Below are 12,754 nucleotides of genomic sequence, written 5' to 3' on the forward strand. Positions count from 1 at the left end.
TCCTGCACGTGTTCGCGCGACAGGGCCGCCAGGGCGACCGGCAGGGTGTAGTTCGACTGGTCCGTCAGGATGATCAGCGGCCACAGGAAGTCGTTCCAGCTGCCCAGGAAGACGAACAGCGCCAGGGTCACCACGATCGGCTGCAGCGTCGGCAGCACCACCCGGCGGAAGATCTGCCCCTCGCTGGCCCCGTCGATGCGGGCGGCCTCCAGCATCTCGTCGGGAATGCTCAGCGCGTACTGGCGCACCAGGAACAGGCCGAAGATCGAGGCCAGCCACGGCACCAAGGCCCCGGCGTAGGTGTTCACCAGCCCCATCGACTTCAGCATCAGGAACAGCGGCAGGGTGCCGATCTGGGCCGGCACCACCAGCGCCCCGACCAGGATCTGGAAGATCCGCTCCCGTCCCCGGAACCGCAGCTTGGCGAAGGCGTAGCCGGCCGGCACCGTGAACAGCAGGGCCAGCACCGTCCCCAGGGTCGCCAGGGCGAAGCTGTTCCACAGATAGCGGCCCATGCCCTGGCTCACGAACAGGTCGCGGTAGTGCTCCAGCGTCCAGACCTTGGGCAGCAGCGGCGGCGGGAAGGCCGAAGCCTCGCCGGTCGACATGAAGCTGACCGACAGCATCCAGGCCAGCGGGAACAGCACCAGCAGGGCGATGACGGCGACGGCCACATTGAGCAGGATGGCGCGCGGTTTCATTCGTACGCCCCCACCCGCTTGGCCACCGCCAGCTGCACCAGGGTCACGGCCAGGATGCAGAGGAACAGGACGAAGGCCACGGCGCTGGCGGAGCCCAGGTTCCACCATTTGAAGCCCTCTTCGTACATGAAGTAGAGCACCGTCACCGTTGACTGGGCGGGTCCGCCCTGGGTCATCACATAGGGTTCGGCGAACAGCTGGAAGAAGCCCGCCACCGAGATGATCGAGACCAGCAGCAGGGTCGGGGCGATGGCCGGCAGGGTCACATGCCGGAACTGCTTCCACGGCCCGGCCCCGTCGATGCGTGCGGCCTCATACAGGTCGTCAGGCACGGTCTGGAGAACCGCCAGGAAGATCAGCATGTTGTAGCCGAAAATCTTCCACACCACGAACATCAGGATGGCCGGGATGGACGTCGAGGGATCGCCCAGCCAGTCCACCGGCTGAAGGCCCACGCTGGAGATGGCCCAGTTGATGACGCCGTAGCGGGTGTGCAGCAGGTAGTTCCACAGCACCGCCGTGGCGACCAGGGTGGTCACATAGGGGGCGAAGAACATCACCCGCCACAGCGGCCGCCACTTCACCACCCGCGCGTTCAGGATCACGGCGGCGCCCAGCGAAGTGGCGATGGACAGCGGCACCCCCAGCACGGCGAACAGGCCGGTGTTCTTCATCGCGCCCCAGAACAGCGGATTGGTGAACAGCCGCTCGTAGTTCTGCAGGCCGACGAAGCGCATGTTGCCGATGTCGGCCAGCGCATAGATGTCGAAATCGGTCAGGCTGAGCAGCAGGGCCGCGAACACCGGAATGGCGAAGAAGACGCCGATGGCGATCAGCGCCGGGGCGACGAAGCCCCAGGCCGCGCGCTCGCGCTTGCGGGTCATGGGCGCGCCGCCCGCGTGCGGTACGGGCTGGGCGGTCATTCGGCCCTCCCCTGTTCGATCATCCAGCGGCGTTTCTCCAGCAGCCGGTCGGCGCGGCGGTCGATCTCGGCCGCGGCGGTCGCGGGCGTGTATTCGCCGCGCACCATGCGTTCGGCCACGATCTGCATCTCGGTCACGATCCGCTCCCACTCCGGCACCTTGGGCACCGCCTTCGCCCGCGCCAGCTGGCCCTTGAAGGCGGCGATGTAGGGATCATTGGCCACCGTCGGCGCGGCCCAGGCGCTTTCGCGCGCCGGCAGGTTGCCGGTGATGCCGTTGAAGATCGCCTGCACGCGCGGCTCGGACAGGTAGCGGACCAACTTCCACGCCGCCTCCTGATGCGGCGACGAGCGGTAGACGACCAGCGACGACCCGCCCGGCGCCGAAGCCCCCGGCCCGGTCGGTCCCGGCACGCCCGAGGTCATCCAGCGGGTGCCCGGCGCCAGCCGCGTCTTGAAGTCGCCGATGGTCCACGGGCCGGAGAAATAGAAGCTGAAATAGCCGCGCGCGAACTCGGTCCAGACGTTGGAGATCTGCGCCGCCGAGGCCAGCGGGGCCAGCTTCTCGTCGAACAGGCTCTTGTAGAAGGCCAGGGCCGCGATGAAGGACGGGTTGGCGAAATTGCCGCGCGTGTCCCGGTCGCGCAGCAGGGCCTCGTCGCCCTGCAGGCCGAAGGTCAGCAGCTGCTCGAACTCGTTGACCGGCAGCAGCACGGCGTATTTGTCCGGCCCGACCACCCGCTTGACCGCGTGCATCGACTGTTTCCACTCGGCCCAGGTCTGGGGCACGGCGTCATAGCCGGCGCGCTCAAGAATGTCGGAGCGGTAGAAGATCAGCCGCGTGTCCACATACCAGGGCGTCGCCATCGGGCGGCCGTTGATGCGGTTGGTGTCCAGCACCGCCGGGAACTGGTCGGTCAGCAGGTCGGCGGCGAAGTCCGGCGTCGGGCTGATCGCGCCGATGGCCGTCATCTCGGACACCCAGGTGTTGCCCACCTGGCTGACGTCCGGCAGCGAGGCGCCGGCATAGGCGGTCAGCAGCTTGGAGTGGGCCGCCGTCCACGGCAGGGCCTGGACCTCGACCCGGATGCCGGGGTTCAGCCGCTCGAACTCCGGCAGGATCTGGCCGACGTTGGTCGCCTCATTGCCCATGGCCCAGAAGCGCAGGTGGATCCGGCCGTCATTGCGAGGGCCGCAGGCCGTCAGGCCGGACGCGGCCGCCCCGGCCAGAAGGCCGAGCGCCGTCCGCCGATCCGGCCGGGTCAGGCTCATGCGTCCAGCCAACCGCCGGTGAAGCCGGCCTTCTTCAGGCCGCGCGTCAGGTTCGGCTCGCCGCGCATATGCTTCCACACCAGGTCCGAGCGATGGTTCTCGATCTGGATGACGATGGGACCCTGGTCGATGCCCAGGTAGTCGTCAGCGACCCAGCCGATGCCCGGCAGGATCTTGCCGTGGCGCAGTTCGGATCCGCTCTGGGTCAGGGTCGGGTTGAACGAGTCCAGGAAGCCGTAGCGGGTGTAGATCCCCGCGCCGTAGCGGGCCTTCATCGCCTTCAGGCAGGCGGTGACGTGGTCGGGCGCGAAGGGGATGGAGGCCATGGCCGCCGTCGGCGCGATCGTGCCGTCGTCACGCTCGCCCGGGCCGCGCGCCGAATAGCTGAAGAACTCGCGCTCCCGCCCGTCGATCACCTGACGGAAGTCGCCCGGCCCGTCGCAGGCGGTCAGGCCCCAGACGTTCTCTGAATAGCCGGCCCAGCCCTGCGGATTGTCGATGGCGTATTTGCGCTGGGCCTCGACCGCGCGGACGCTGTTCTGGAAATAGTCGAAGCCCGGCATCTCGGCCTGCTGCTGACGCAGCCACGGATCCTGGATGCCGCGGAAGTCGACGTACATGTGGCTGAACTCGTGCCCGAACAGGGGCGCGAAATGCAGGTGCTTGGGACCCCAGCGGTCGGTCCAGCTGTGGTCGTAGACGCTGCACCACTCGTCCCAGACGGTGGTCGGCACGGGATGGGTCGAACTGCCGATGGCCAGCAGCAGGACCAGCATGCCCTCGTTGTAGACGTTCCAGTCGGCCGGGATGTAGCCGCTCTCCGGGTGCCAGCCCATGGTGATGCGGTTCGGACGGACCACGGCCCAGTCCCACTCGACCCGGTCGTAGACGGCCTGGGCCAGACGCCGGATCTCGGCCTCGGCGGGGTGCTCCCCGTCGAACCAGCGGGCGGCGAACAGCATGCCCGCGACCAGGAAGGTGGTGTCGACCGTCGACAGCTCGGTGCGGCCGAAGCGGTGGCCGGTCTTCATGTCGAGGAAGTGGTAGAAGAAGCCCTTGTACCCGCCTACGCCGGCGGCCTCCGGCCCCTGCGGCAGGTCGTGGAAGAAGCGGATGGTGGTCAGGGTGCGCTCGCGCGCCTCCTCGCGGCTCATCCAGCCGCGCTCGACGCCGACGGGCCAGCAGGTCAGGGCGAAGCCGACGGCGGCGACGGAGCTGAAGGACGGCGTCGGCCAGCGGTCGGGCGTCAGGCCGGTCGAGCGGTCGGTGACGTGGACGAACCAGTCGAAGGTCCGGCGTTGCAGGTCATGGACGGCGGGATCGACGCGGGTCCGGATCGGCGAGACGGCGGGTTGCCCCATGGTCGTGCACCCCGCCGCCGCGAGGGCCGCGCCGGCGACGGCGGAGCCCATCAGAAACCGTCTGCGATCCATGGGGTCCATCCTTACTCGAAAACACACTCAGTCAAAAAATCGGCCGCCCCCGGGGTTGGCCCCAGGGGCGGCCGTCAGGCTCAGGAGACGATTACCAGCGGTAGCGCAGGCCGACCTGGAAGCTGCGCGTCGGCAGGAACTGGGCGGTCGGGCGACCAAACGTCGGGTTCAGCGCGGAATCCGGCGTGTTGTTGTTGATCCGGTAGGTCTGGTTGAAGCTGCTGAAGTTCTTGAAATCCAGAACGTTGATCGCGTCGAAGGTCAGTTCGACGAAATCGCCGTTCGGGAGTTCGATCTCCTTGGCGATCCGCAGATCGACCTGACGGTAGGCCCAGGCGTTCGGGATGATGAAGTCCTTCTTGTCCGGATAGGCCTCGAACCAGCCGGGCTTGGCCCCGCTGCCCGGGTTGAACTTCGTGAACGGCAGGCCCGAGCCCAGGGTGATCAGGGTCGACAGGCGGAAGTCGTACGGCAGCTGCACCGTGCCCGACATGACCAGGCGGTGACGCTCGGCGCCCGGCGAGTTGAACTCGGGGGTGTACGAGGTCCACGGATAGTCGAAGTCGAAGTTGCCGGTGCCCTGGTCGCGGCTGCCGTTCTGGGTGGCTTCCGTGAAGGTGTAGGCCAGGTTGAAGCCCCAGCCGCTGTCCCGGGTGAACGGCTTGTCCGCGGTGATGAAGATCGCCTGATAGTCGCGCTCACGGTCGTGGTTCGAGACGAAGACGCCGTCATTGAAGTTGAACGCCAGGCCGGTGACCGGATCGATCAGCGCCGACGGACGGACGGCCGCCGGAACCTGATTGTTCGTCGGGTCGATGTTGGCGCGGTACCAGCCGAACTCGTTCTTCGTCTTGGCCCAGGAGAAGGTCACGGCCGTCTGCCAGTCGCCAAACTTCTGGCGGACGCCGATGTTGAACTGGTCCGTCAGCGGCGGCGGGGCGTCGTCCTTGATCAGGAAGACTTCGCCCCGGCCGACCGTACCGGCCAGCAGGGTGTCGAGCCCCGCCGGGGTGGCGTAGATCGGGTTCCACGCCACGGTGTCCGTGCGGCCGCCGTACGACCCGCCGGCCGGCGAGAAGTAGATGGTCTTGTTCAGCTGATACGGCTTGAAGCGCTCGTCGAAGGCGAAGTTGAACGCGATCCGGTCGTAGTAGCGACCGGCGCCGCCGAAGATCACCGTACGCTCGTCGCCGAACACGTCGTAGCTGAAGCCGATGCGCGGCTGCCAGGCGTCCTTGAAGGCGTCGCGCTTGCCGTCCGAAATGTAGTCGTTGATGTCGAGGTAGGACGGGAAATCGAAGCCGGCGACGCCGTCGATGGCCGTCAGCAGGCGGCGGACCACGTCCGGCGTACGCCAGTCGTTGTTGACCGCGTTGTCCTCATAGTCCCAGCGCAGGCCGAGATTGACCTCGAGCTTGTCGGTGATCTGCCAGTCGTCCTGGATGTAGGCGCCGAAGACGTTGTTCTCGGCGTCGACCGGATCCACCGGCAGGTTCAGCGACACCTGGGTCGGGATGGTCCGCGTGCCGTTGACCTCAGGACGCGCATCGACGTCGTAGGTGAAGAACGGGTTCCGGTTGAACTGCTTGTAAACATACAGGGTCTGCATCGAGTACTTCACGCCCATCTTCAGGGTGTGAGTGCCCATCCAGTCGATGTCGCTGAACGTCAGGTCGTCACGGAAGGTCAGGACCTCCTGCGTCAGGTCCTGGTTGTTCGTTCCGCCGCCGTTGGTGAAGATCGTCGAGGCGATGGTGCCGTAGCCGAACTGGAAGCCCGGAAGGCCGCCGACGCCGGTGCTGGCGTCGCCGTACTCCACGAAGCGGGCGCCGCTCTGGTTGAAGTTCAGGGCCTGCGGATTGTACTGCGACTCCAGATAGTCGACCGAGACTTCGTTCAGGAAGCCGTCGCCCTGGAACTGGTGGCGCAGGTTCAGCGAGCGGTACTCGACATTGATCGCCTGGGCGCGGGCGTAGGCGGTGGCGCCGTTGCCGAAGTCGCGGATGTCCTGCTCGGTCCGGTATGTCGCGCTCAGGTCCAGGCGCTGGCGGTCGTCGATCGACCACGACAGCTTGCCGAAGAACAGATCCTGTTCGAACGGCGCCTCGAAGGTGCCCAGCTCGCTCGCGAACAGCGGGTTGTATTCCGTGCGGTTCAGGAAGACCGAACGCTCGCGCGTCTCGTCCTTGCGCTCGTAGGTGAAGAAGAAGTGCAGCTTGTCTTCGATGATCGGACCGCCGATCGAACCACCGTACTGCATGCGATCCAGGCGCGGGCGAGCGCTGCTGCTCGGCAGGAACACGTTCCGCCCGACCCAGTTCGACGGCTGGTAGGTGACGAAGAAGTCACCGGCGAACTCGTTGGTGCCCGAACGGGTCACCGAGGTGATGATCGCCGACGAGGCCTGCTCATACTCGGCCTTGAAGTTCTGGGTCAGGACCCGGAACTCCTGCACGGCGGCCTGCGGGAACGGGTTGCCGCGGCTGTCGTCCTGGCCGGCGATGCCGCCGTCGTTGATCAGCGACTTCTGGTTCTGGCCGTCGATGAAGACGTTGACCGCCATCGACGGCTGGCCGCCGGCCGAGATGGTGCGCTCGGTGTCGCCTTCCTGCACGCGCACGCCCGGAGCCAGGGCGGCGAAGTTCAGGAAGTTGCGGCTGATCTGCGGCAGGTCGTTGATCTGCTGCTGGCTGACGTTGGTGGCCACTTCCGAGGTGCGGACCTCGAAGATGCGGCGGCCGGTCACGACGACGTCGCCCAGCTCGGTCGCGCCGGCGTCCGTGGAACCGGTTACAACAGGGGCCACATCGAGGTCCAGGGTGGCGACCTGACCCAGAACGATCGTGACCGTGTCCTCGGCCGTCTGGCCGTCGGCGCTGGTCACGAGGACGCGGTAGGTGCCCGGACGCAGGCCCGGCAGGACGTAGCCGCCGTCAGCGGCGATCCGGCCGCGGCTGACGTAGCCGGTGGCGACTTCGGTCGCGACGACCGTGCCGCCCGTCTCGGCGCTGGGCCCCTCATAGACGGTGCCGCGCAGCGTCGCGGTCGACACCTGCGCCGCGGCGCCCCCGGCCGCGGCCATCGAGATCGCCAGAGCGAGGACGGAGGCCGCCCCCAGATACTTTCCGGTCTTGCTCGTCATCAAAGTTTCTCCCCTTCAAGTGACATTGTCTGAACGTCGGTATGCGCCGCACCGGACAGCCCGGGCGGCGGCGTCAACGGATTACTGGAAGCCCTCACCACCAGCTCCGGGCGCACAACCTCGCAGGCGGTGTCGGCGGCGGATCCGATGAGTCTCACGAGCCGTTCGAGCGCATTGCGGCCCGTCTCGGCGATGTTGATCTTCAGCGTGGTCAGGGCGGGGCGGACCAGCCCGGCCAGCGGAATGTCGTCGAACCCGACCATGGCCACGTCCTCGGGCACGCGCAGCCCGGCGTCCTGGAAGGCCAGCAGCGCCCCGACCGCCATGTTGTCGTTGGCGGCGAAGACGGCGTCGGGGCGATCCGCCCGCGCGGCCAGCTTCTCGCCCGCTTCCTGGCCCGAGGCCTTGGTGAAGGCCCCGTCCACGACCATCGTCGGCAGGCCCGCGGCGGCCATGGCTTCGAGATAGCCCGCCATCCGGGCCTCGGCCTCGAGGTTGCCGGCGGGACCGGCGATATGGGCGATCCGGCGACGCCCCAGGGCCACCAGATGCTCGACCGCGGCGACGGCGCCGCCGTGATTGTCGATGATGATCGAAGGACGGCCTGTGTCCACGCCCCCGCCGTTCATCAGCAGCACCGGCATGCGCCCGGCCAGGCCCGAGGCCAGGTTGGCGGCGCCCAGATGGGGCGACAGGACGATCAGGCCGTCGACCCGGCCGCGCATCGAGCGGATGGCCGAGGACGCCTCGTCGGCGTCATCGTGCGAGGACGAAACGATCAGGTGGTAGCCCAGGGCCCGGGCCGCGACGTCCATGCCGCGGATCAGCTCCGAGAAGAATTCGCCGTACAGGTCGGGAAGGATCACGCCGACGGTGTTGGTCCGGCTGGTCGACAGGCTGCGGGCGCCCGAGTGCGGCACGTACTCCAGGGCCTCGACCGCCGCCAGCACCCGCTGGCGGGTCGCCTCGGTCACCGGGCCGGCGCCGTTCAGGACGCGCGAAACCGACGCGACGGACACGTCCGCGCGTTCGGCGACGTCGCGAATGGTGGCCGGCTTCAAGCCCGACCGCCCGCGCCGTCAGGCTGCGTCATCGAATGGAACAAGGTGGATCTCCCAAGCCGGTCGCAGGTTCCAGCCCGCTTCCCGCGGGTCCGTCCGTTTACCGTGTAACCGATTACATGACACAGGAGTCATGCGGCCCGCAAGGCCCCGATTTGGCCACATCCGGGTTGTGGCCAGGGGGTCACAGACGAACCTGACGGGCCCGTCCGTCGCCTATTCGTCCGAACCCGTCCGTTTGAAGTCGCGCATCAAAGACCTCAGATTTTGAAGCCGAACCATTGATTTTAGTGGTCTTTTTATAAGGCTTGGCAACGGCGACCTATCAGGTCGTGGCTTCTTCGATGGCCGGCGACGCAGAGGGAATCCACCGGGACAGATTCAGCCACACTCCGGGCATGAAGACGGCATGCGACCCCGGCGACAGGGCCCGCGACCACCACCTTCAGTGGCGCGAGGACCTCGACCTCATGACTCAGTTGAACCCGCCAGGCGCAGACCGCCAATGATTCGCAGCTGCTCCACGCGGCGTCCCTCCCCGCTTCGGAGGAGGGAAATCACATCAGTCAGCGCAGCCGCGCATAATAGGCCTCGATCAGGTTCAGCCGCTCGGCGAACGGGATCGGCTTGGCTGCCGGTCCGTCGTTGGTGAACTCCAGCAGTTGCTCAGGCTGTGCCCCGAACTCGGGCCAGTGCGGGCGCTCGCCGCCGTTCGGATCGCCGACCGTGGCGAACCGGGTCCAGTAGTCGGCCATGGCGGTGGCGGCGCGGGCGTCCCGCTCGCCCAACGGCCGCCCGACGGTGTGCAGGTTGTCGAAGACATAGGGGCGCTCGGACGCATGGGTCGCCCCGCCGCTGGGTTCGGGGTTGGAGTCCGGCACCACGTCGAAGCGGTACAGGTACATCGGATGCCCCGCCCGCGCGTGCAGCCGCGCCAGGTGCCGGGCGGGCTCGTTGAAGATCAGATCGCTGACGACGTGGGCGTCATAGCCCGCGGCGCCGCCATAGGCGTTCAGCAGCGCGTCGTGCTGGGCGTCCGTCAGGGCGTCGTCGATCCGTCCATAGGCGCCGGCGTCGGTCGGCCGGATCCACCAGAACTCGGCGCTGTTGGTTCCCAGCACCATCGGCACAGGCGCCTGCCGCCCGGCTTCGAAGGCCTCGACCACGTCCTCGGTCAGGACCTGGCCGTCGACGATCAGGTTGTCGCTGTAGAAGGCCGGCATGGGGCTGAGCAGCAGTTCGGGCGGCGCCGCCCGCAGGTCCGCCGCGGAGACGTCGATCGGCATTCCCGCGCCGCGCGCCCAGCGCACCCCCAGCGACTGCGCCGAAGGGCGGCCGGGCCGGTCCAGCGCCAGCTCGGCGGACCGCTGGCGGCCCAGGCCGGACTGCACGACCGCCTTGTGGAACAGGCCGCGCGCGGCGGGCGCGATCATCAGCTGGGTCACCGCCACGGCGCCCGCCGACTCGCCGAAGACGGTTACATTGCCCGCATCGCCCCCGAAGGCGCCGATGTTGTCGCGCACCCACTCCAGGGCGGCGATCTGGTCCATGACGCCGTAGTTGCCGGCGCGCTCGCCCGGCAGGCGGTCGGCGGCCAGCGCCGGATGGTCGAAGAAGCCCAGCCGCCCGAGGCGGTAGTTGATCGTGACCACCACCGCGCCGCGCTCGGCCAGGCGGGTCCCGTCATACAGGTCGGCGGTGCCCGAGCCGTTGTTGTACCCGCCGCCGTGGATCCAGACCATCACCGGCAGGGGGCCGGTCCGCGCCCGGGGCGTCCAGACGTTCAGGGTCAGGCAGTCCTCGCTCATCGGCAGGGGGCCGACGCCCGGGTCGCCGTTGGGCGGCGGCTGGATGCAGATCGCCCCCACCTGCCCCGCATCCAGCGCATCGGTCCACGTCGGGGCCGGCTGGGGCGGACGCCAGCGCAGCGCCTCCACCGGCGGCGCGGCGTAGGGAATGGCCCTGAAGCTGTCGACGCCGTCGGTCTCCCGGCCGATCAGATTCCCCTGGGCGATCGCCACCGTCGGACGGGCCTGCGAAGCATCGGTGGGAGTCGCCATCAGGGCCGCCGCCGCGAAAAGTGAAGCTAACATCCGCCCACACTAGCGTCCGCCTGCCCGAAGGCTCAAATGACGTTTGTATTTCTTGCTAAGGTTTGAGGAACCGGTGCGAGGTCAAGGTGTTACAGTAACCGGAGTGTGGGGATCGGCTTGAGGGAATTGGCGAAAACAGGCGGCCTGCCGGTCGATCTGGCGAGTGCGTTCGACGCCTCGCCCAATCCCTATGTGCTGGTCACCCCGGACCTGCGCATCGCGGGTCTCAACCAGGCTTATCTCGACGTCACCAGCAGCACGCGGGAAACGACCATCGGCCGTCCGCTGTTCGCCGCCTTCGACTCCGGTCCCGGCGCGGAGGCGCCCGAGAACGTCCGCCAGGTCCGGGCCTCGCTGGAGAAGGCCCGCGACACGCGCCAGCCCGACCATCTGGCCGTGGTCAAATTCGCCATCTCCCGCCCCGGTCCCAACGGCGACGCCCTGTTCGAGGATCGGTTCTGGAGCGCCACCCACACCCCCATCCTCGACGAGGCGGGCGAGGTGGTCTTCCTGCTGCAGCACACCACCGACATCACCGAGCTTCAGCGCCTGCGCGCGATGACCGCCGGCATGGAAGGCGCCAATGCGGTGGACCTCCTGGGCGGCGCGGTGCTGGGCCGGGCGCAGGCGGTGCAGGAGGATAACCAGCGCCTCCAGACCGAGCGCAACCAGCTGGTCGAGATGTTCATGCAGGCCCCGGGATTCGTCACGATCCTGAGCGGGCCGCAGCACGTGTTCCAGATGCACAACCCGGCCTACGCCCAGCTGATCGGCCACCGCGTCATCGCCGGCAAGCCGATCCGCGAGGCCCTGCCCGAGCTGACCGGCCAGGGCTTCTACGAGCTTCTGGACACCGTCTACGAGACCGGCGAACCCCACGAGGGCCGGGCCAGCCGGGTGCAGCTGCAGCGCTCGCCCGAGGGGCCGCTGGAGACCGTCTATCTGAACTTCATCTACCAGCCGATCCGGGACGCCTCGGGCAAGGTCGCCGGCATCTTCGTGCAGGGCCACGACGTCACGGACACCATCGTCGCCGCCGAGCGGCAGAAGCTGATGATCGACGAGCTGAACCACCGGGTGAAGAACACCCTGGCCACGGTCCAGTCGATCGCCATGCGGACGGCGCGGTCCCACGCCGACCCGAAGACCTTCGCCGAGGGGTTCCAGGCCCGGCTGCTGGCCCTGTCGCACACCCACGACCTGCTGACCCGCAGCCACTGGGAGGGCGCCGACCTGCGCGCCATCCTGCAGCACGAGACCGAGGCCCACGGGCCGCAGCGGATCAGCCTGAACGGCCAGCCCGTCGCCCTGGGCGCCGCGGCGGCCCTGTCGCTGGGCATGATCCTGCACGAACTGGCCACCAACGCCGCCAAATACGGCGCCCTGTCGGGGCCCGAAGGCCGGGTGCTGATCGATTGGGCGGTCGCGGACCAGACGAATCCCGTCATGCACCTGACCTGGCGCGAGATCGACGGCCCGCCCGTCGTCGAACCGACGCGCCGGGGCTTCGGCAGCCGACTGATCGAACGCAACGTCCGCCACGACCTGGCGGGCGAGGTGAAGCTTGAATACGCAACCTCCGGCTTCACCGCGGAGTTTATGGTCCCGCTGGACCGGGAGAAGAGTGAATGACCGCACCGCTTTCGGGCCGACGCGTCCTGATCGTCGAGGACGAATCCCTCGTCGCCATGCTGCTGGAGACCATTCTGGAGGACATGGGCTGCACGCCCGTGGGGCCGGCCGCCAACATCGACGACGGCCTGAGGCTGGCCGTGGAGGAGACGCCGCTCGACGCCGCCCTGCTGGACGTCAATGTGGCGGGCCGCCAGGTCTTCCCGGTCGCCGAGGCGCTGAAGGCGCGCGGCGTGCCCTTCATCTTCTCGACCGGCTACGGCGAAAGCGGCCTGCCCGACGTCTGGCGGGGCCAGCCCACCATCCAGAAGCCGTTCACCGAGGCGGCCGTGCGCGATGCTCTGATGGCGGCGATGGGGGTTTCGAGGGCCTAGGCATTAGGGGCTAGGGGCTAGGGTTCAGGTCGTCCGCCGACCTGCCTTCTTCCACTTAACCCCTAGCCCCTAGCCCCTAGTCCCTCACTTCAGATCCTTCAGCACCGCCCGCGCCGCATTGTGC

General features: G+C 68.1%; 10 protein-coding genes. 3 read left to right on the forward strand and 7 right to left on the reverse strand.

Translation table 11 applies throughout. The annotated features are described in order from the left end of the window. The 6 genes from Q0C81_RS08115 to Q0C81_RS08140 form a co-directional block, all read right to left on the reverse strand. Positions 1 to 701 (reverse strand): carbohydrate ABC transporter permease (locus Q0C81_RS08115; protein ID WP_291836199.1); only part of this gene is annotated, 701 nt, incomplete at its 3' end. Then, a complete protein-coding gene (locus Q0C81_RS08120) occupies positions 698 to 1,624 on the reverse strand; it encodes a carbohydrate ABC transporter permease (RefSeq protein WP_291836202.1) in 927 nt (308 codons plus the stop codon). The genes Q0C81_RS08115 and Q0C81_RS08120, both read right to left, overlap by 4 nt. Continuing rightward, positions 1,621 to 2,895 carry a sugar ABC transporter substrate-binding protein gene (locus Q0C81_RS08125; RefSeq protein ID WP_291836206.1) on the reverse strand — a complete coding sequence of 425 codons (1,275 nt, stop codon included), beginning with the start codon at positions 2,893 to 2,895 and terminating at the stop codon, positions 1,621 to 1,623. Before Q0C81_RS08125 ends, Q0C81_RS08120 begins: the two co-directional genes overlap by 4 nt. Continuing rightward, positions 2,892 to 4,328, reverse strand: a complete 1,437-nt coding sequence (locus Q0C81_RS08130) for a glucoamylase family protein (protein WP_291836209.1) — start codon at positions 4,326 to 4,328, stop codon at positions 2,892 to 2,894. The genes Q0C81_RS08125 and Q0C81_RS08130 overlap by 4 nt, the downstream gene beginning before the upstream one ends. Before the next feature lie 91 nt (positions 4,329 to 4,419). After that, positions 4,420 to 7,470: a TonB-dependent receptor gene (locus Q0C81_RS08135; protein ID WP_291836213.1), complete on the reverse strand. Its 3,051-nt coding sequence runs from the start codon at positions 7,468 to 7,470 to the stop codon at positions 4,420 to 4,422. Continuing rightward, complete coding sequence (locus tag Q0C81_RS08140; protein WP_291836216.1) at positions 7,470 to 8,531, reverse strand: LacI family DNA-binding transcriptional regulator; 1,062 nt, start codon at positions 8,529 to 8,531, stop codon at positions 7,470 to 7,472. The genes Q0C81_RS08135 and Q0C81_RS08140 overlap by 1 nt, the downstream gene beginning before the upstream one ends. Positions 8,532 to 8,839: 308 nt before the next feature. Here Q0C81_RS08140 and Q0C81_RS18285 point away from each other — a divergent pair, with 308 nt between their 5' ends. Beyond that, the gene (locus Q0C81_RS18285; protein ID WP_367117986.1) at positions 8,840 to 9,040 is read left to right on the forward strand and encodes a family 1 glycosylhydrolase; all 201 of its coding nucleotides are present in this window, start codon (positions 8,840 to 8,842) and stop codon (positions 9,038 to 9,040) included. Positions 9,041 to 9,097: 57 nt separating this feature from the next. On the opposite strand, the gene Q0C81_RS08145 is transcribed toward Q0C81_RS18285, so the two are convergent. Further along, positions 9,098 to 10,591 carry a carboxylesterase family protein gene (locus Q0C81_RS08145; protein WP_291836219.1) on the reverse strand — a complete coding sequence of 498 codons (1,494 nt, stop codon included), beginning with the start codon at positions 10,589 to 10,591 and terminating at the stop codon, positions 9,098 to 9,100. A 159-nt stretch (positions 10,592 to 10,750) separates the two neighbouring features. Between Q0C81_RS08145 and Q0C81_RS08150 the strand changes: the two genes are divergently transcribed. Together Q0C81_RS08150 and Q0C81_RS08155 are read left to right on the forward strand one after the other, a co-directional pair. Then, complete coding sequence (locus tag Q0C81_RS08150; protein ID WP_291836221.1) at positions 10,751 to 12,256, forward strand: HWE histidine kinase domain-containing protein; 1,506 nt, start codon at positions 10,751 to 10,753, stop codon at positions 12,254 to 12,256. After that, positions 12,253 to 12,630, forward strand: coding sequence for a response regulator (locus Q0C81_RS08155; RefSeq protein WP_291836224.1), 378 nt, complete (start codon positions 12,253 to 12,255; stop codon positions 12,628 to 12,630). The genes Q0C81_RS08150 and Q0C81_RS08155 overlap by 4 nt, the downstream gene beginning before the upstream one ends. Positions 12,631 to 12,754 lie beyond the last annotated feature (124 nt).

Origin of the sequence: Brevundimonas sp. (assembly GCF_023259385.1) — a bacterium.
GTDB lineage: Bacteria > Pseudomonadota > Alphaproteobacteria > Caulobacterales > Caulobacteraceae > Brevundimonas.

Coding starts and splice junctions, on each gene's coding strand:
- Q0C81_RS08120 (WP_291836202.1), bottom strand. CDS start 1,624: ATGACCGCCCAGCCCGTACCGCACGCGGGCGGCGCGCCCATGACCCGC.
- Q0C81_RS08125 (WP_291836206.1), bottom strand. CDS start 2,895: ATGAGCCTGACCCGGCCGGATCGGCGGACGGCGCTCGGCCTTCTGGCC.
- Q0C81_RS08130 (WP_291836209.1), bottom strand. CDS start 4,328: ATGGATCGCAGACGGTTTCTGATGGGCTCCGCCGTCGCCGGCGCGGCC.
- Q0C81_RS08135 (WP_291836213.1), bottom strand. CDS start 7,470: ATGACGAGCAAGACCGGAAAGTATCTGGGGGCGGCCTCCGTCCTCGCT.
- Q0C81_RS08145 (WP_291836219.1), bottom strand. CDS start 10,591: ATGGCGACTCCCACCGATGCTTCGCAGGCCCGTCCGACGGTGGCGATC.
- Q0C81_RS08155 (WP_291836224.1), top strand. CDS start 12,253: ATGACCGCACCGCTTTCGGGCCGACGCGTCCTGATCGTCGAGGACGAA.